The 16,755-nt window shown below is 68.1% G+C and carries 16 protein-coding genes and 2 pseudogenes; 11 read left to right on the forward strand and 7 right to left on the reverse strand.

What is annotated here, in order from left to right; translation table 11 throughout:
• Positions 1 to 78: 78 nt before the first annotated feature.
• Entirely contained in the window at positions 79 to 1,617 is a 1,539-nt protein-coding gene (locus tag H261_RS09765; RefSeq protein ID WP_008616914.1) for a pentapeptide repeat-containing protein, read from the reverse strand.
• Positions 1,618 to 1,713: 96 nt separating this feature from the next.
• Positions 1,714 to 2,193, reverse strand: coding sequence for a hypothetical protein (locus H261_RS09770; protein ID WP_008616915.1), 480 nt, complete (start codon positions 2,191 to 2,193; stop codon positions 1,714 to 1,716).
• 123 nt (positions 2,194 to 2,316) lie between these two features.
• Between H261_RS09770 and H261_RS09775 the strand changes: the two genes are divergently transcribed.
• Positions 2,317 to 4,158: an ABCB family ABC transporter ATP-binding protein/permease gene (locus H261_RS09775; protein WP_008616916.1), complete on the forward strand. Its 1,842-nt coding sequence runs from the start codon at positions 2,317 to 2,319 to the stop codon at positions 4,156 to 4,158.
• An 80-nt stretch (positions 4,159 to 4,238) separates the two neighbouring features.
• Positions 4,239 to 4,538, forward strand: coding sequence for a phasin family protein (locus tag H261_RS09780; protein WP_008616917.1), 300 nt, complete (start codon positions 4,239 to 4,241; stop codon positions 4,536 to 4,538).
• 121 nt (positions 4,539 to 4,659) lie between these two features.
• On the opposite strand, the gene epmA is transcribed toward H261_RS09780, so the two are convergent.
• Positions 4,660 to 5,706, reverse strand: a complete 1,047-nt coding sequence (epmA, locus tag H261_RS09785; RefSeq protein ID WP_040476153.1) for an EF-P lysine aminoacylase EpmA — start codon at positions 5,704 to 5,706, stop codon at positions 4,660 to 4,662.
• A 25-nt stretch (positions 5,707 to 5,731) separates the two neighbouring features.
• Between epmA and H261_RS26850 the strand changes: the two are divergent.
• From H261_RS26850 to H261_RS09820, 8 genes and pseudogenes are all read left to right on the forward strand, one after another.
• Positions 5,732 to 6,199: pseudogene (locus H261_RS26850) on the forward strand (radical SAM protein); the annotation flags it as partial.
• A gap of 400 nt (positions 6,200 to 6,599) precedes the next feature.
• Positions 6,600 to 6,656: pseudogene (locus H261_RS26855) on the forward strand (hypothetical protein); the annotation flags it as partial.
• Between the two features lie 181 nt (positions 6,657 to 6,837).
• Positions 6,838 to 7,404, forward strand: coding sequence for an elongation factor P (efp, locus tag H261_RS09795; RefSeq protein ID WP_040476155.1), 567 nt, complete (start codon positions 6,838 to 6,840; stop codon positions 7,402 to 7,404).
• Positions 7,405 to 7,407: 3 nt separating this feature from the next.
• Positions 7,408 to 8,205, forward strand: a complete 798-nt coding sequence (locus tag H261_RS09800) for an inositol monophosphatase family protein (RefSeq protein ID WP_008616930.1) — start codon at positions 7,408 to 7,410, stop codon at positions 8,203 to 8,205.
• 77 nt (positions 8,206 to 8,282) lie between these two features.
• Positions 8,283 to 9,425 (forward strand): OmpA family protein, encoded by a 1,143-nt coding sequence (locus H261_RS09805; RefSeq protein WP_081608890.1) that lies wholly within the window; start codon positions 8,283 to 8,285, stop codon positions 9,423 to 9,425.
• Between the two features lie 94 nt (positions 9,426 to 9,519).
• Positions 9,520 to 10,668, forward strand: a complete 1,149-nt coding sequence (locus H261_RS09810; protein WP_008616935.1) for a hypothetical protein — start codon at positions 9,520 to 9,522, stop codon at positions 10,666 to 10,668.
• Between the two features lie 3 nt (positions 10,669 to 10,671).
• A complete protein-coding gene (locus H261_RS09815) occupies positions 10,672 to 11,673 on the forward strand; it encodes a peptidoglycan -binding protein (RefSeq protein WP_008616937.1) in 1,002 nt (333 codons plus the stop codon).
• 68 nt (positions 11,674 to 11,741) lie between these two features.
• Positions 11,742 to 12,053 carry a DMT family transporter gene (locus tag H261_RS09820; protein ID WP_008616938.1) on the forward strand — a complete coding sequence of 104 codons (312 nt, stop codon included), beginning with the start codon at positions 11,742 to 11,744 and terminating at the stop codon, positions 12,051 to 12,053.
• A 3-nt stretch (positions 12,054 to 12,056) separates the two neighbouring features.
• On the opposite strand, the gene H261_RS09825 is transcribed toward H261_RS09820, so the two are convergent.
• The 4 genes from H261_RS09825 to metC all read right to left on the reverse strand — a co-directional run bounded on the left by H261_RS09825 (position 12,057) and on the right by metC (position 15,733).
• Positions 12,057 to 12,770, reverse strand: a complete 714-nt coding sequence (locus H261_RS09825; protein ID WP_235062911.1) for a DUF6901 family protein — start codon at positions 12,768 to 12,770, stop codon at positions 12,057 to 12,059.
• Between the two features lie 280 nt (positions 12,771 to 13,050).
• Positions 13,051 to 14,007: a nickel/cobalt transporter gene (locus H261_RS09830; protein ID WP_008616940.1), complete on the reverse strand. Its 957-nt coding sequence runs from the start codon at positions 14,005 to 14,007 to the stop codon at positions 13,051 to 13,053.
• Positions 13,998 to 14,576 carry a DUF1007 family protein gene (locus H261_RS09835; RefSeq protein WP_008616941.1) on the reverse strand — a complete coding sequence of 193 codons (579 nt, stop codon included), beginning with the start codon at positions 14,574 to 14,576 and terminating at the stop codon, positions 13,998 to 14,000. Before H261_RS09835 ends, H261_RS09830 begins: the two co-directional genes overlap by 10 nt.
• Positions 14,561 to 15,733, reverse strand: a complete 1,173-nt coding sequence (gene metC / locus H261_RS09840) for a cystathionine beta-lyase (RefSeq protein ID WP_008616942.1) — start codon at positions 15,731 to 15,733, stop codon at positions 14,561 to 14,563. The genes H261_RS09835 and metC overlap by 16 nt, the downstream gene beginning before the upstream one ends.
• 369 nt (positions 15,734 to 16,102) lie before the next feature.
• On the opposite strand from metC, the gene H261_RS09845 reads away from it, so the two are divergent.
• Positions 16,103 to 16,504, forward strand: coding sequence for a hypothetical protein (locus H261_RS09845; protein ID WP_008616943.1), 402 nt, complete (start codon positions 16,103 to 16,105; stop codon positions 16,502 to 16,504).
• Positions 16,505 to 16,755 lie beyond the last annotated feature (251 nt).

Raw genomic sequence — 16,755 nt, forward strand, 5'->3', positions numbered from 1 at the left:
CTTAATGTTGTAGGTGGCGCGTGGGAATTCAAGTGGCGCAGTCCGGCGCCAGTGAAACGCACTCTTAACTGGATGCGCCTACGAAAGGCGCTCCCCTTCGGCGAGCGGGCGGAACACTCCCGGCGGCAACCTGGTCGCCTTGTCGCAGATGGCCTTGTCGACCTGTGCCTGGGTCAGGTTCTCGGCCCGGGACAGGTCGGCATCGCGGAGATCGGCGCCCATCATGATGGCGCCCTTGAAATCGGCGCCGGCGGTGCGGGCGCCGCATAACGAGGCCCCCGACAGGTCGGTGCCGCGCAGGGTGGCGCCTTCCAGGTTGCTGAGATCGAGCTTGGCGTGGCGCAATGCCGCCACCCCAAGATTGGCCCCGCCCAGATTGGCCGCCGACAGGGTGGCATAGCGGAAGTCCGAGCCGTCGAGCCGTGCCTCGGCCAGGCAGGCATCCGACAGATCCACTTCGCGGAAGGTGGCGTTGGCGAGAACGGCCCCCGACAGATCGACCCCCGCCAGGTCCATGCCGGTGAAGGTGGCGCGCTTGCCCTCGGCCCCCTTGGTCTGCAGCCATTTGCCGTGCTCGGCGACCACGGCGGAAACGTCGAGCGTCGCCACGTCGCGGCCCTTGCGCGCCTTGTGTCCGGCCTGGGCCATGGCCTCTTCCCATTGCTTGCGGCGCTTGGCGGCACGGCGCCTGGCCTCCTCGGCATCGGGATCGGGGCGCAGGCCGGCCACCTCGATGGGACCGTCGGACAGCTTGCGGGCCGGAGCCAGGTCGTCATCGGACAGTTTGCCTCCCGACACCCGGCGGACCGGCGCCTCGCCCGAGGCGGAGGCGAAACCACGGCCACTCCCGACCGGACCGGGCGCGGAGACAGGCGTGGCCTTGGGGGCGGGCGCGGGGGCGACGGCAGGGGCCGCCTTGGGAGCGGGAACGGGCGGAGAGGCGGTGGGCGGGGGGCTGGTCAGGGCCATGGCCGGGCCATTGCGCGACGGGCGCGGATCGGAGGGCGAGGCGGAAACGCCGGTCCTGGCCTCCAGCCGCGCCATCAGGGCGGCCACCTCGGGAATGGCCTCGGGCGGGGTGGCCCTGGATACGGCCGGCTCGGCGTCGTCGCCGGCCAGTTCCGGCAACGGATCGGCCTCCTTGATGAAGTTGCGCTTGGGCGCGTCGTCCCGCCGGGCCGGCGGCGCCATGCGCTCGGGCCTGGCCAGGGTCTCGCCCACCCGGTGGCCCAGTTCATGGCCGGAGATGGGTTTTGGCACCACGCCTTCGATCCCCAGAATCTTGGCCCGGTCGATAATATCCTTGAGGGTGGAGGGCGCCACCGCCAGCACCGGCAGGGTCTCGTTGGGATTGCCCGGCGGCCGGCGCACGCTTTCCAGCACCCGCAGGCCTTCCTCGGGCTTGGCGGCGAAGTCGATGAGCAGGATGTCGAAGCCCTGGGCCAGCAGCCGGCCGAGATCGCCCGGCTGGTCGAAGGACGCCACCTCGCGCACGTTCAGCTTGCGAAAGGTCTGGCGGGCGAGGAACCGGAACTGATCGTCCAGGCCGAACACCAGCACCCTGACCTTCTTCCAGTCGGTGCCCTCGACCGACTGTGTCGCCGTCGGATGCCGCATCTACGTATGAGCCCTCATCTCTCCCGCCCGGCTACAATAGTCATAGGCCCGGGCGGGAGCAATCGTCGAAGAGTGCCGTAATCTGGCGGCTGTGCGTCAGTGGCGGACCGGAGCCCAGCCGGGATGGTCGAAATGCGCCTGATAGCGGTCCAGCGCCTTGACCGCCGCGACCACGCCCCGGCTCCGGTCGCCGCCCTTGCCCTTCATGGCGTCGGTGGCGGCGATGAGGTCGGCCAGCACGATATGAATCTGGGCGTCGGCCGCCTCGGGCAGCTTGCACTGCTCCGCGATGCCGTCCATGTGCCGCCCGATGGACGCCGCCAGGGCGTCGAACTCCGCCGCCTTGTAGCGCTTGTCGTGCACCGGCCCCAGGGCGGCGCGCAACTCGCCGCCGATGGCGGCCATGCCCTGGCGCAGGGGGGCGTCGGTCTGCCACTTCCGCCCATGGTCGAGGGTCAGCTTGCCCGCCGCCGGGGCCGCCTTCTCGTGGGAGTGATCGTGGGACGGCGAGGCGGCCAGCACGGGGGAGGCGGCCAAGACGGCCAGCAGAACGGCAAGGGCAGGAATACGGGACATGGTGTATTTCTCCGGGTTGGTGGGGTTCGCCGACCCTAGCCGCGCAAACATGAACCGCCGATGAACCTTTGGTGCCCCCGTTCCGAGGTTGCGGCAGGGCCGCCAAGCCCTCATCTTAAGCGGATGAGACGACGCGATCCCTCCTCGTGGGACAAGGGGCGCGGCCAGGGGCCGGGCGCCGACTGGTCCACGCTGCGTACCCTGTTCCCCTATCTGTGGCCGCCGGGCGAGCCCGAACTGCGCCTCAGGGTGGTCATGGCCATGATCCTCCTGGTGGCGGCCAAGGGCGTGGGCGTCGGCATTCCCTTGCTCTACAAGCAGGCGGTGGATGTCCTCTCGGTGTCGCCGGTCCTGGTGCCGCTGGCCCTGCTGGCGGCCTATGGCGCGGCGCGCGTCATGGCCGGCAGCTTCGCCGAGTTGCGCGATATCGTCTTCGTCAAGGTGGCGCAGCGCGCCATCCGCAAGGTCGGGCTGGGGGTGTTCACCCACCTGCACCGTCTGGGATTGCGCTTCCACCTGGACCGCCAGACCGGCGGGGTGTCCCGCGCCATCGAGCGCGGCACCAAGGGCATCGAGTTCCTGCTGAACTTCATGCTGTTCAACATCCTGCCCACCCTGCTGGAGATCGGGCTGGTCACCGCCATCCTGTGGGGGCTCTACGACGGGGTGTTCGCGTTGATCACCGCCGCGACCATCGCCGTCTACATCGCCTTCACGCTGGGCGTCACCGAGTGGCGGACCAAGTTCCGCCGCGCCATGAACGAGACGGATTCCGAGGCCTCGACCAAGGCCATCGACTCGCTGCTCAACTTCGAGACGGTGAAGTACTTCTGCAACGAGGCCCACGAGGCCGGGCGCTACGACAAGGCCCTGGCCCGCTACGAATACGCCGCCAGCAAGAGCAAGGTGACCCTGTCGCTGCTCAACATGGGCCAGGGCGCCGTCATCGCCATCGGTCTGACCCTGGTGATGATCCGCGCCGCCGAAGGGGTCGCCGACGGCACCATGACGCTGGGCGATTTCGTCCTGGTCAACGCCTATCTGATCCAGCTGTACCTGCCGCTCAATTTCCTGGGCTTCGTCTACCGCGAGATCAAGCAGTCGCTGACCGACATGGAATCCATGTTCCGCCTGCTGCGCGAAAACGCCGAGATCGAGGATTCTCCCGGCTCGAAGCCCCTGGCCCTGGCCGGCGGCGAGGTGCGCTTCGACGGCGTGACCTTCGGCTACAATCCCGACCGCCGGATTCTGGGCGGCGTCGATTTCACCATTCCCGCCGGGAACACCCTGGCCATCGTCGGGCCGTCGGGGGCGGGCAAGAGCACCCTGTCGCGCCTGCTGTTCCGCTTCTACGACGTCAACGGCGGGGCCATCCTGATCGACGGCCAGGATATCCGCCAGGTGACCCAGGGGTCCTTGCGCGCCGCCATCGGCATCGTCCCCCAGGACACCGTGCTGTTTAACGACACCATCCGCTACAACATCGCCTATGGCCGCCCCGGCGCGGCCCAGGACGAGGTGGAGGAGGCCGCCCGGCTGGCCCGCATCCACGATTTCGTGCAAAGCCTGCCCCAGGGCTACGACACCCGGGTGGGCGAGCGCGGCCTGAAGCTGTCGGGCGGCGAGAAGCAGCGCGTCGCCATCGCGCGGACCATCCTCAAGCGCCCCTCCATTCTGATCTTCGACGAGGCGACCAGCGCGCTCGACACCCAGACGGAGAAGGAAATCCAGGAATCCCTGCGCGAGGTGTCGCGGGACCGCACCACCCTGATCGTCGCACACCGGCTGTCCACCGTGGTCGACGCCGACGAGATCGTGGTGCTGGACGGCGGCCGCATCGTCGAGCGCGGCCGCCACGCCCAATTGCTGGAAGCCGGCGGCCACTATGCCGCCATGTGGCGTCGCCAGCAGGAGGCCCAGACCCTGCAGCAGCGCCTCGCCACCGAGCTGCAGGGGGCGGAATAGCCCGCGTCCGCGCATCCGTTGCCGCCGACTTGGAAACGTGACAAACTTCCTATGGTTCCCGTTCAGGAGAGGAGGGCCCGATGTTCCCCACGTTCGATCCCAAGATGTTCGAGGCCTTTACCGCCGATCCGGCGTCCTTCCTGGGCAAGGTGGCCGAGTTCCAGCGCGCCAATTTCGAGGCGGCCCGCGAGATCACCGAGAACAACGCCAAGGCGTTCCAGCAACTGGCCGCCATTCGCGATCCGCAGCAATTCGTCACCGCCCAGCCGGCCATCCTGCAGGCGGTGGTAAGCCGCAACATGGAGATCGTGACCCAGCTGTGGCAGAGCCTGGGCGGCGAAATGGCTCCCTCAGCCCCCAAGGGCAAGGGCAAGAAGTAGGCCCCGTATTCCCGTCATCCCGAGTGAAGCCGGGGGGCGCCCTGGCACGGCCCTTCAGGACTGGCTCTGCCGGAGCAGGATGAGATCCCCTGACTTCGCCCGGGATGAGGGCGGAAAATATTCAGTCGGCCACCGGCGCCCACAGCACGTCGTCGATGCGCTCCGCCCCGGCCAGCAGCATGACCAGCCGGTCGAAGCCCAGCGCGATGCCCGCCGCGTCCGGCATGCCGTATTCCAGCGCCGCCAGGAAATCCTCGTCCAGCGGATAGCGCTCGCCGTAAAGCCGCTCCTTGAGATCCATGTCGGCGGTGAAGCGGCGGCGTTGCTCGGCCGCGTCGGTCAGTTCGCCGAAGGCGTTGCACAATTCCACGCCGCAGGCATAGGCCTCGAAGCGCTCGGCCACCCGCGGGTCGGCGGGCGAGGGCCGCGACAGGGCGGCCATGGACACCGGATAGGAATGCAGGATGACCGGCCGGTCGAAGCCGAGATGGGGTTCGACGCGGTCGAGCATCACCTTGAAGAAGACGTCCTCCCAGGTATCGGACGGGCTGACCGAGAGGCCGATGCGGACCGCCTCGGCGGCGAGGCGCGCCCGGTCGGGCGACCAGGGGTCGGGGGCGGTGGCCAGCAGGTCGATGCCGGCGTATTCGGCGAAGGCTTCGGCCACCGACAGCCGCCGCCAGGGGGCGAAGGGATCGCACGCCGCGCCGCCCCGCCGCAGCCGTTCCACTCCGGCGGCGCGGGCGCAGTCCCGGACCAGCGTCTCGGTATCGGCCATCAACTCCTCCAGCGAGGCCCCGGCCCGGTACCATTCCAGCATGGTGAATTCCGGGTGGTGGGTGGGCGAGCGCTCGGCATTGCGGAACACCTTGGCCAATTGGTAAAGGCGCGGCACGCCGGCCACCAGCAGCTTCTTCATGGCGAATTCCGGGCTGGTGTGGAGATGGAGCGGCCGGTCCGGCCCGCCGAAAGGGTCGGCGAAGGCGGTGGCGAAGGCCTTGAGGTGGGGCTCCAGTCCCGGCGAGATCTGCAGGCAGGGCGTCTCAACCTCGGCGAAGTCCCGCGCCGCGAAGAAGGCGCGCAGGGCATTGACGGCGCGGGCGCGCAGTTCCAGGTTCGCCTTGCGGGCGGCGAACACCTCGGGCCGCCACCATTCTTTACCTGTCATGGCCTTTTCCTCTATCAAGTGGCCCATGTCCCGCCGCCGCACCCTTCGCACCGCCCAAGACCTGCTTGACGCCGGGCTGATCCGCTCCGCCGGGACGGTGGAGCGGGTTGCCGAGGCCTATGCCGTGGCGCTGACTCCGGCGGTGGTGGACCTGATCGATCCCGCCGATTCCGACGATCCCATCGCCCGGCAATACGTGCCGTCGGCCGAGGAACTGGCCACGGCGCCGGAGGAACGGGCCGACCCCATCGGCGACGCAGCCTACAGCCCGGTGAAGGGCCTCGTCCACCGCTACCCCGACCGGGTGCTGCTGACCCCGCTGCTGGTCTGCCCGGTCTATTGCCGCTTCTGCTTCCGCCGTGCCCGGGTGGGCGATTCCGGGGCCACCATGGGCGAGGCGGAGATCGAGGCGGCCCTGGCCTATGTGGCGGAGCGTCCGGAAATCCGCGAGGTGATCCTGACCGGCGGCGATCCGCTGATGCTGCCCGCCGCCCGGCTGGCGGCGCTGCTGGGCCGTATCAACGCCATCCCGCATGTGGAACTGATCCGCATCCATTCCCGCGTGCCGGTCAGCGATCCCCGCCGGGTCACGCCCGGGCTGGCCCGTGTGCTGGGGGGGAGGGGCGAAGCCGGTGTGGCTGGCGGTGCACGTCAACCACCCGCGCGAGTTGTCTCCCCTGGCCGCCGCCGGCCTGGAGCGGCTGGCGCGGGCCGGGGTGCCGCTGCTGTCGCAGACCGTGCTGCTCAAGGGCGTCAACGACCGGGCCGAGGTGCTGGAGGAACTGTTCCGCGCCCTGGTGCGCAACCGGGTGCGGCCCTATTACCTGCACCATCCCGACCTGGCGCCCGGCACCGCCCACTTCCGCCCGTCCGTCGCCGAGGGCCAGGCGCTGATGCGTCGTTTGCGCGGCCGCCTGTCGGGCATCGCCCAGCCCACCTACGTGCTCGACATTCCCGGCGGCGCCGGCAAGGTGCCGGTGGGACCCGGCTACTGGGACGGGGAGGGGGGACGGTTACCGATCCGGCGGGCGGGGCGCACCGCTATCCGCCGGAATGACGGGTATTCTTGCCTTCCCGTGGGTGACCTGATAGGGTCCGCGCCAAATTTCCGTCAGCCCTGTTGGAACTCCCATGAAGATCAATGCCAACCTGATTCGTCCCGGCAACATTCTCGAACACAACGGCCGCCAGTACGCCGTGCTGAAGATCCAGATCGTCCAGCCCGGCAAGGGCGGCGCCTTCATCACCGTCGAGATGCGCGACATCCGCACCGGCAACAAGACCAACGAGCGCTGGCGCACCGCCGACACCGTCGAGAAGTGCAACGTCGAGGCCAAGGAGTGCACCTTCCTGTTCCGCGACGATTCGATCATGACCTTCATGGATTCCGAGAGCTTCGAGCAGTTCACCATGCCCAACGACACCCTGGGCGACACCATCGGCTTCCTGCAGGACGGCATGGTGGTCGAGGTGGACTTCGTCGAAGGTTCGCCGGTTTCCATCACCCTGCCGGAAAAGGTGGTGATGAAGGTGGTCGAGGCCGACCCGGTGGTGAAGGGGCAGACCGCGTCGTCGTCCTACAAGCCGGCCAAGCTGGAAAACGGCATGAAGATCCTGGTTCCCCCCTTCCTGGAAGAGGGCGAGGTGATCTGGGTCAACACCACCGAATGCACCTATGTCGAGCGGTTCAAGGGCTGAGCGGTGATCATTCGCTCCGCACTGCTCAACGTCATGATGGGGGCGGCCCGCAAGGCCGCCCGTAACCTGGTGCGCGATTACGGCGAGATCGAGCAGTTGCAGGTGTCCAAGAAGGGCCCCGCCGATTTCGTCTCCTCGGCCGATCTTCGGGCCGAGAAGACGCTCCGCGCCGAGTTGAAGAAGGCCCGCCCCGGCTTCGGCTTCCTGCTCGAGGAAGGTGGCGAGGTCGCCGGCGACGACAAGAGCCAGCGCTGGATCATCGACCCCATCGACGGCACCACCAACTTCCTGCACGGCATTCCCAATTTCTGCATCTCCATCGCGCTGGAGCGTGACGGCGAACTGGTCGCCGGCGTGGTCTACCAGCCGCTGGGCGACGAGATGTTCCATGCGGAAAAGGGCGCCGGCGCCTTCCTGAACGAGCACCGCCTGCGCGTCTCGGCCCGGCGCAAGCTGGAAGAGACCGTCATCGCCACCGGCATCCCCTTCATCGGCCGCCCGGGCCACGAGACCTTCCTCAAGGAATTGGGCGCGGTGATGGGCCAGGTGGCGGGTATCCGCCGCTTCGGCTCGGCGGCTCTCGACCTCGCCTATGTGGCGGCGGGGCGCTGCGACGGCTATTGGGAAACCGGCATCAAGCCGTGGGACATCGCGGCGGGCATCGTGCTGGTCAAGGAAGCGGGCGGCTACGTCACCGACTTCCAGGGCGGCTCGAAGATGCTGGACAACGGCGAAGTGCTGGCGGCCAATGATCATCTGCACCAGCCGCTGCTGAAACTGCTGAAGACGGCGCGGGGATAGGGTTGTGGCCGGACTCCGGTTCGGCTAGATTCTTGGTCGCGAGAAAAACGAGGGATTCCAGCCGGGAGAGTGGCGTGATGAACAGGGGGAGAAAGGTCGCGTTACTGGCGCTGGGAGCGCTTGTTTCCGCCGTGGCCGCGCCCGCATCCGCCCAGGTGGTGGTGGGAGAGTACCGCCCCAGCGTCGACGTCAACTGGGACGTACTGGACAAGCTGGGCCCGGAACCCACCCTGCCCGGCTTGGTGACCCGTCCGCCATCGGCTTCCGTGCCGGGGGTGCCGCGCCCGGTGACGCGTCCCGCCGCCGCCGCCAAGGCGCCCTCGGGCTTCAAGCCCTATGCCGAGGCGGCTCCTAAGGTTGCCGCCGCCCCCAAGGCCGTTCCGGCCGTTCCCAAGGCGGAGATTCCCGTGGCCGCGCCGCCCAAGGCGGTCGAGGCCGCCAAGCCTGTCGAGGTCGCCGAGGCGCCCAAGGCGTCGGGACCGGCCCCCAAGCCGGCCAAGCCCGACATCGTCGCCGAGGTGCCGGTACCCGCCAAGGTCGCGCCGGTCAAGGTGACCGAGGCCCCCAAGGTCCCCGAGCCGGTCAAGGTCCCCGAGCCGGTCAAGGCCTCCGAACCCGTCAAGGCCGTCGAACCGGTCAAGGCGCCGGAGCCGGTCAAGGCGGCCGAGGCTCCCAAGGCCCCCGAACCCGTGAAGGCGGCCGAGGCTCCCTCCGCCGTCCAGTTCGTCAAGACCCCGCCGCCCGCTCCGGCGGTTCCCGCCCCCGTCGTCCAGGCTCCGGTCGCTCCGCCGTTGCCGGTGGCCCCGCCGCCCGCCGCCGCGCCCGCTCCGTTGCCCCAGGTGGCGGCCCTGCCGCCCGCCGTGCCGGTTGCTGTCGCCCCGGCTGCGGCTGCGGGACCCAGCCGCAAGGGCGACAACCTGACAGTGCCCTTCGCCACCGACAGCTCCCATCTGCCCGAGGCCGCCCGCGCCGAACTGGACCGCCTGGCCCAGCGCATGGACCGGGACGAGAACCTCAATCTCCAGTTGCTGGCCTATGCCGCCGGCGACGAGGCCAACGCCAGCAAGGCGCGCCGCCTGTCGCTGTCCCGCGCGCTGGAGGTGCGCAAGTACCTGATGGAGATGGGGGTGCGCTCCACCCGCATCGAGGTCCGCGCCCTGGGCAACAAGGTGGAGGGCGGTGCCGCCGACCGCGTCGACGCCATGCTGGTGGCGCGCTGAGCGGCGGCCATCCGCCCTATTTCGGACATGATCGCGTGCCAGGGTAAGCGGCGCGCGAGCCCTTCCGCCCGCCGCCCATGACCGAGTGCCGCCCATGATCCGTCCCACCCGCTACCTGTTGCGCATGGCCGCCTTTCTGGTGATGGTCGCGGCGATCGCCGCCTTGCTGCACGAGGGGCTGCTGGCCGCCTTCGCCCATAATCCGGCGCTCAACGCCCTGCTGGTCGGAGTGTTCGTGGTGGGCATCGTGCTGAATTTCCGTCAGGTGATCCTGCTCACCCCCGAGGTCGAGTGGCTGGATACCTGGCGCAAGGGCCAGCCGGCTCTGTCCGGGCAATTGCGTCTGCTGGCCCCCATGGCGGGCATGCTGGGCGAGCGCCAGGGCCGGGTCAGCCTGTCGGCCATGGCGCTGCGCTCGGTGCTGGATTCCATCGCCGCCCGTCTGGAGGAACAGCGCGACCTGTCGCGCTACGTGGTCGGGCTGATGATCTTCCTCGGCCTGCTCGGCACCTTCTGGGGACTGTCGCAGACGGTGGGTTCGGTGGGCGAGGTGATCGCCTCGCTGGCGGTGGGCAGCGCCGATCCGGCCGCCGCCTTCGAGGGGCTGAAGGCCGGCATGGCCAAGCCGCTGGCCGGCATGGGCACTGCCTTTTCCACCTCGCTGTTCGGTCTGGCCGGGTCGCTGGCCCTGGGCTTCCTCGACCTCAATGCGGGCCAGGCGCAGAACGCCTTCTACAACGAGCTGGAGGAATGGCTGGCCGGGCAGACCCGTCTGGGCAGCGGCGGCCCCCTGACCTCGGCCGAGGACGGCGGCGGCGGCCAGTCGGTACCCGCCTATATCCAGGCCCTGCTGGAGCAGACCGCCGACAGCCTGGACAACCTGCAGCGGGTCATCGCACGGGGCGAGGACAACCGGGGCAGCGTCAACGCCTCGCTGACCCAGCTGACCGAGAAGCTTTCGACGCTGACCGACCACATGAAGGTCGAGCAGTCGCTGCTGCTGAAGCTGGGCGAGGGGCAACTGGAGACCCGCTCCCTGATGGCCCGCATGGTCGAGGGCGGCACCGGCGGCGGCATGGACGACGCCAGCCGCAACCATCTGCGCAGCCTGGACGGCTCGCTGAAACGGCTGGTGGACGAAACCGTGGTCAGCCGCGAGCAACTGACCGCGGAACTGCGCTCGGAAATCCGGCTGCTGGCGCGCACCATCGCCGCCATCGCCGAGGAACCGCTGGAGCGCTAGCCCATGCCGCTGGCCCGCCGCGCCCGCCGATCCGTCGATATCTGGCCCGGCTTCGTCGATGCCCTGGCGACGCTGGTCATGGTCATCGTCTTTCTGCTGATGATCTTCGTGCTGGCCCAGTTCTTCCTGGGACAGGCGCTGTCGGGGCGGCAGAAGGCCCTGGACGATCTGGGACGCGAGATGGCCGCCCTGGCCGAGAGGCTCAACCTGCAGACCAGGGCCAACGCCGCCCTGGAAGCGGAACTGGTCAGCAGCCGGGCGGAGAAGGACAAGCTGGAGGCCTGGGCGGCGGGGGTCAACCAGGACATGGCGTCGCTGCTGGCCTTGAAGGACGAGAAGGAGGCCGAACTGGCCGCCGAGAAGAAGATCTCGGACGAGGGCCGTGCCCAACTGGCCCTGCTCAGCCGCCAGATCGAGGCCATGCGCGACGAACTGGCCCGCGTCACCGCCGCGCTGGAGGCGTCCGAGGCCCGCGACAGGGAGCAGAAGGCCCAGATTTCCGATCTCGGCAAGCGCCTTAACGTCGCCCTGGCCGGCAAGGTCGAGGAGCTGCAGAAATACCGCTCGGAATTCTTCGGGCGGCTGCGCAAGGTGCTGGGCGACCATCCCGGCATCCGCATCGAGGGCGACCGCTTCGTCTTCCAGTCGGAACTGCTGTTCCAGACCGGCTCGGCCGAATTGGGGACCGAGGGCGTCGAGCAGGTGCGCCGTCTGGCCGCCACCCTGAAGGACATCGCCAAGACCATGCCCCAGGGCGTCAACTGGGTGCTGCGCATCGACGGCCACACCGACAAGCGTCCCATGGTCTCGGGCCGCTATCCCTCCAACTGGGAATTGTCTACGGCCCGCGCCATCACCGTGCTGCGCACCCTGGCCGCCAACGGAGTCCCCAAGGACCGGCTGGCGGCGGCCGGTTTCGGCGAGTTCCAGCCGGTGGACAATGGCGACAACGAGGCGGCCTACGCCAAGAACCGCCGGATCGAGATCAGGTTCGATCAGCGGTAGGGCCGGGACGACCCGGCTCTCTCTTTCCTCACTTCCGGGACGGCCCGGGCTGGACGGAGCATTGCCAAATGCCGTGGATTTATCTGTTGCTGGCCGGGTTGCTGGAAATCGGCTGGGCGGTGGGGCTGAAATACGTGGACGGCCTGTCGCGGCCCATCCCCCTGGTGCTGACCGGCGCCGCCATGGTGGGCAGCGTGGTGCTGTTGGGCATGGCCATGCGCTCTCTGCCTCTCGGCACCGCCTACGCGGTGTGGACCGGCATCGGCAGCGTGGGAACAGTGATCGCCGGCATCATCTTGTTCGCCGAGCCGGCCGATGCGCTCCGCCTGGGCTGCATCGCCCTGATCGTCGCCGGCATCGCCGGCCTCAAGCTGGCGTGACGGTCACTCATCCTCGACCGTGAAGGCGTCCAGGATGTCCTCGAAGCCCCCGTCGATGTTGTCGGGGGCGATCTGGGCGAACAGGTCGAGGATGATCACCGCGTTGAGCAGGGCGTCGCGGCTGACGCTGTTGCGCATGCGCTCGGCCAGGTGCGAGTTCATCACCGACAGGTCCTGGTAGTGCTGCTTCAACCCGTCCAGGGTCACCGGCCCGTCCGTGCCGGTCATGCGCTGCTGCACGATGGCCGACAGCAGCCAGGACGAGAACGAGCGGAACAGAGTCTCCTGCTCGTCGGCGAAGGGCAGGTGGAAGCGGGCCATGGGCCGCAGGAAGCGGGTCAGCGGGCAGCCCGAGGTGGCGCAGACCAGCCCGATCAGCGAGCCCAGCCCCGATTGCAGCGTGGTCTTGGCGACGATGGTGCGGTTGTCCGTATCCACCTCGACCACCGCCTTGGTGTGGGAGACGCAATCCTTGAAGGTCGGCAGGAACATGGCGATGCCAAGAGCCGCCGGGCAATAGGCGCAATCGTCGGACAGGGTGCAGTTGGGGCAGCGGTGGTGCTCCAGCTTGGCCCATTCCGGCTTGGGGGCCGTCGGCGGGATGTCCAGGCGGAAGGTCTTGCGGTCGAAGAACAGGTCCGCCTTGAGCGGTGCTTGCGCTCCGGTGAAGAAGCGGTAGCTGATCTGCTTGCAGGCGAGTTTTGATGTCTGATCCATCGTGCAATCCAGCGGGGCCATGGCCATCTCCAATCGCATCTGAATCCCTTTGGCGATGAGGGGATTCTAAGCTGGAGATCGGGCGCTCAACAATCGGGCCCCCCCCTTAACCCATTCGGGTTGTTACCTATGCGAAGGTATCCCGGCGCCGCCCTCCTGGGGATCGGGCGGCACGATTGCTGCGGCGCAGTGGGCTGAAATGATTATCATATCAGACCGTTCTAACATTGGCTCCCTTGGTGTGAACGGATTGTGACGAATTTGATTATTTCTCAATTTTCTAGCCGGTTGCTGTCGGTCCGTTGACGATGGTGCCGATCAGCAGCGCCGCACCCAGCACGGTGATGGACAGCGAGCCGGCCAGGGCCAGGGCGAAACGGATGCGTCCGCCCAGGCTGGAACCGCCGAAACCCCGCTCCACCAGGCGGTTGAGGCCCAGTGCTCCCAGCCCGATGGCCGCCACCGTGACGGCGACGCCGATTCCCATGGCCAGGGTGGCCAGCACGCCGATCAGGATCATGCCGTTGGCGAAGCAGAACAGCAGCACCAGGATGGCGCCGGAACAGGGGCGGAAGCCCACCGCCGCCGCCATGGCGAACAGGGCGTTGCGCTCGGCCTTCCCGCCCGCGGCCCCCGCCTCGTGATGGTGGTGATGGCCGCAGCAGGTGCCGTCATGATGGTGATCCGCATGTTCATGATGGCCATGATCATGGCCGCAGCCCTTGCCGGTCAGGGTCCGCCAGGTCATCAGGGCGCCGATGGCGACGATCATGGCGAACGAGCCCAGTTCCAGCCAGGCCGCCCCGGCGGTGACGGCGCGCGGCGCCAGACTCAGCACTCCGGCCAGGATGCCGACCGCCAGGATGGCCGAACCGGCCTGGACCATGGCGGCGATCAGGCTGGCGGCCAGACCGTGGACGATGCGGGCGCGGCGGGTGGCGAACCAGCCGCCGATCACCACCTTGCCGTGGCCGGGGCCGACCGCGTGGAACACGCCGTAGAGGAAGGCGGCCAGGATGATGGCGGCGGCCGGTTCCCACGAGCCGGTGTCCTTCATCACCGTCAGTTGCTCGCGCAATTCGCCGGTCAGCCTGCGCTGCAGGGCGAAGCCCCAGGCGGCGATGCTGCGCAGCGGCTCGGGCAGGTCGGAGCCGGCGGCCGGCGCTCCGCCGCCCGGTACCAGGGCGGCCCAGGCCGAGGCGGGCAGCAGCGACAGGACCAAGAGGATCAGCCGCATATAATGGTGGCCCGCTTCGGGGTTACCGCGCCGCCGAAGATGGTGTTGCCGTGGTCGGGGGCGATGGTCGCCTTGCACCCGGCCGACCCTTCGCCCGTCAGGGTGACCGCGTTGTCGGTGGGGAAGTCCATGTCGATGTAGAAGGTCTCTTCATAGGTGGTGACGCTGAACGCCTCCCGCCGCGGGTCCACCGGGCGGGGCAGGGGCAGGCGGAAAGCGTACATCAGCGTATCCTTGACGGCGACCACCCGGAAGTCGGTGGCGTCCGGCCAGACGACCGGGTCGGTCCCTATGCGGGCATAGGTGAAATGGGCCTGGGGCTTGGTGTCGCGGAAGGCCTCGCGCTCCAGGTCGGCCATCTCGGCGGCGTCCAGGCGGTTGTCGCCGTTCTTGTCGAAATCCTTGAGCAGCGAGGCGCTGAACACCGCGTCGAACTTCCAGCCCATGAACAGGCTGACGATCTTGCCGTCCTTGAACTCCACCAGGGCGTGGACGTCGACCAGCACATGGGGATGGGCCAGGGCCGGGCCGGGCAGGGCCAAGAGCAGAAGGATCAGGAGGCGGCGCATGCCAACCGTCCGAAACCGCGTTCCAGGTCGTCTTGCAGGTCGTCGGCATCCTCCAGCCCGGCGTGGAAGCGAAGCGAGGGGCCGGCGGGCGACCATGGGCTGGCGGTGCGGATGATGGAATGGCCGGAGGTGGGAATCACTAGGCTTTCGAAGCCGCCCCACGAAAAGCCCAGCTTGAAGTGGGAATAGCCGTCCAGCATGGCATCCACCGCCGCCTTGGCCGCCGGCTTGAGGATCACCCCGAACAGGCCGCAGCCGCCGGTGAAGTCCCGCTTCCACAAATCATGGCCGGGGTCGCTTTCCAGCGGCGGATAGAGCACGCGCTCCACCTCGGGCCGCGCCTCCAGCCAGCGGGTCAGCCGCTGGGCGGTCTCGGCATGCTGGCGCAGGCGGACGGGCAGGGTGCGCAAGCCGCGCAGGCCGAGATACATCTCCTCGGTCCCCGGCGAGGCGCCGAAGGCGGCGAGCGAGGTCTTGACGGCCAGCCACAACTCGGGCGTAGCGGCGGTGATGGTGCCCAGCATGGCGTCGGCGTGGCCGACGATGTACTTGGTGGCCGCCTGGATGGAGATGTCGACGCCCTTGGTGAAGGGCTGGAAGTGCAGCACGCCCCAGGTGTTGTCCATCATGACGATGGCGCCCTTGGCATGCGCCACCTCGGCGATGGCCGGGATGTCCTGCACTTCGAAGGTCAGCGAGCCGGGGCTTTCGGTGAATACAACCTTGGTCTCGGGCCGCATCAGCGCTTCGATGCCGGCGCCGGCCAGCGGGTCGTAATAGGTGGTCTCGATACCCAGCCCGCTCAGCACGGTGTCGCAGAACTTGCGTGTCGGGAAATAGGCGGTGTCGACCATCAGCAGGTGGTCGCCGGCCTTGAGGAAGGCCAGCAGCGCGCCGGTGATGGCCGCCAGCCCCGACGAGGTGGCGACGCTGCGGTGCCCGCCCTCCAGCTCGGCCACCGCCTCTTCCAGGGCGAAGGTGGTCGGCGTGCCGAAGCGGCCGTAGCGCACGCCCTCGAACGGCGTCCTCCCGCTCTTCTCCATGGCCTCCACCGACGGGTGGAGGATGGTCGAGGCGTGGTAGACCGGCGGATTGACGGCGCCGTGGAAAAGCTCCGGCTTGCGGCCGGCATGGAGGATGCGGGTGCTCTTCTTCATGATTCTCTACAGGCCGGGACGGGGGCGGGCATGGTGACTCGCCAGGGGCCGTCCGGCCAAGAGAATTCTCGCCTATCCGGCCAGGGAAAGGGCGGCGGCGGCCAGTACCACCAGGGCGGCGGCGGCGGCGAAGATGAAGCGGGAGTTGTCCTGCGCGGCAACGCGGGCACGAGCCTTCCGGTTACGCATGGAACATCTCCTTATGCTTCCAATTCTCTTCGAATATGGACGCGAATCGGCCGGGCTTCAATATGCGATCGGAACCCGGCGGCGATTTCCCCTATGCGGTGGTATATGCCGGTTGAAAGGGAGATTGGGACGGCTTAGGTCAGGGTTGGTTGGGGTAATTCCTCCTTGGGAGGCATCACGATGATTACGATCCGGAAACTGTCGGCCACGATCGTGGCAGCCGGCGCGCTGGCGCTTTTTGTCCTTCCCGCCGCCGCCGGAGACGTCAAGCAGCAGGCGGCCACCGCCGCCGCCCATGCCGGCATGGCGGCCGCCTCTGCCGAGATGAAGATGGTCAAGGGCCATCTCCAGCACGTGATCAACTGCCTGGTCGGCCCGGCCGGCGAGGGATTCGATCCCGCCCAGGCCAATCCCTGCAAGGATCAGGGGTTCGGGGCCATTCCCGACGCCCCCATGGACAAGATGCCGGCCCTGCAGGCCGCGCTGAAGATGGCCAAGGAAGGGGCGGCCGAGCCCGATCTGGCCAAGGCCCGCGAAAAGGCGGCGGCCACCCAGGCGGCCTTGGGCAAGATATCCATGTAAATGGTAAGACCACTCGGCGCCGCGGAATGAAAAATCATCGGCCATAATTTGGTGGTGGCGGCAGCTACTCTTGGAAGTCTGGAAATATCTCCCCAGGGTTATCGCTGTCGGCTTCTATCTAAATCATCGGTTGATGAATTTTATTCGGGGCACCATGGGGTATCGCCGAACGTGATGTCTTGAAAGTCGTTTTATAACAGTCTGTTGCCGTGGCTATGCCTACTTGTGGCATAGGCGGTAATGGCAAAGTA

It is taken from the genome of Paramagnetospirillum caucaseum (genome assembly GCF_000342045.1).
In the GTDB taxonomy this organism is placed as follows: Bacteria; Pseudomonadota; Alphaproteobacteria; order Rhodospirillales; family Magnetospirillaceae; genus Phaeospirillum; species Phaeospirillum caucaseum.

What these genes read in the sequence shown, in the direction of transcription:
- H261_RS09810 (WP_008616935.1), top strand. Translation starts at nt 9,520, where the DNA reads ATGATCCGTCCCACCCGCTACCTGTTGCGCATGGCCGCCTTTCTGGTG.
- H261_RS09815 (WP_008616937.1), top strand. Translation starts at nt 10,672, where the DNA reads ATGCCGCTGGCCCGCCGCGCCCGCCGATCCGTCGATATCTGGCCCGGC.
- epmA (WP_040476153.1), bottom strand. Translation starts at nt 5,706, where the DNA reads ATGACAGGTAAAGAATGGTGGCGGCCCGAGGTGTTCGCCGCCCGCAAG.
- H261_RS09805 (WP_081608890.1), top strand. Translation starts at nt 8,283, where the DNA reads ATGAACAGGGGGAGAAAGGTCGCGTTACTGGCGCTGGGAGCGCTTGTT.
- H261_RS09770 (WP_008616915.1), bottom strand. Translation starts at nt 2,193, where the DNA reads ATGTCCCGTATTCCTGCCCTTGCCGTTCTGCTGGCCGTCTTGGCCGCC.
- H261_RS09835 (WP_008616941.1), bottom strand. Translation starts at nt 14,576, where the DNA reads ATGCGCCGCCTCCTGATCCTTCTGCTCTTGGCCCTGCCCGGCCCGGCC.
- H261_RS09820 (WP_008616938.1), top strand. Translation starts at nt 11,742, where the DNA reads ATGCCGTGGATTTATCTGTTGCTGGCCGGGTTGCTGGAAATCGGCTGG.
- H261_RS09845 (WP_008616943.1), top strand. Translation starts at nt 16,103, where the DNA reads ATGATTACGATCCGGAAACTGTCGGCCACGATCGTGGCAGCCGGCGCG.
- H261_RS09830 (WP_008616940.1), bottom strand. Translation starts at nt 14,007, where the DNA reads ATGCGGCTGATCCTCTTGGTCCTGTCGCTGCTGCCCGCCTCGGCCTGG.
- H261_RS09780 (WP_008616917.1), top strand. Translation starts at nt 4,239, where the DNA reads ATGTTCCCCACGTTCGATCCCAAGATGTTCGAGGCCTTTACCGCCGAT.
- H261_RS09825 (WP_235062911.1), bottom strand. Translation starts at nt 12,770, where the DNA reads ATGGATCAGACATCAAAACTCGCCTGCAAGCAGATCAGCTACCGCTTC.
- metC (WP_008616942.1), bottom strand. Translation starts at nt 15,733, where the DNA reads ATGAAGAAGAGCACCCGCATCCTCCATGCCGGCCGCAAGCCGGAGCTT.
- efp (WP_040476155.1), top strand. Translation starts at nt 6,838, where the DNA reads ATGAAGATCAATGCCAACCTGATTCGTCCCGGCAACATTCTCGAACAC.
- H261_RS09765 (WP_008616914.1), bottom strand. Translation starts at nt 1,617, where the DNA reads ATGCGGCATCCGACGGCGACACAGTCGGTCGAGGGCACCGACTGGAAG.
- H261_RS09775 (WP_008616916.1), top strand. Translation starts at nt 2,317, where the DNA reads ATGAGACGACGCGATCCCTCCTCGTGGGACAAGGGGCGCGGCCAGGGG.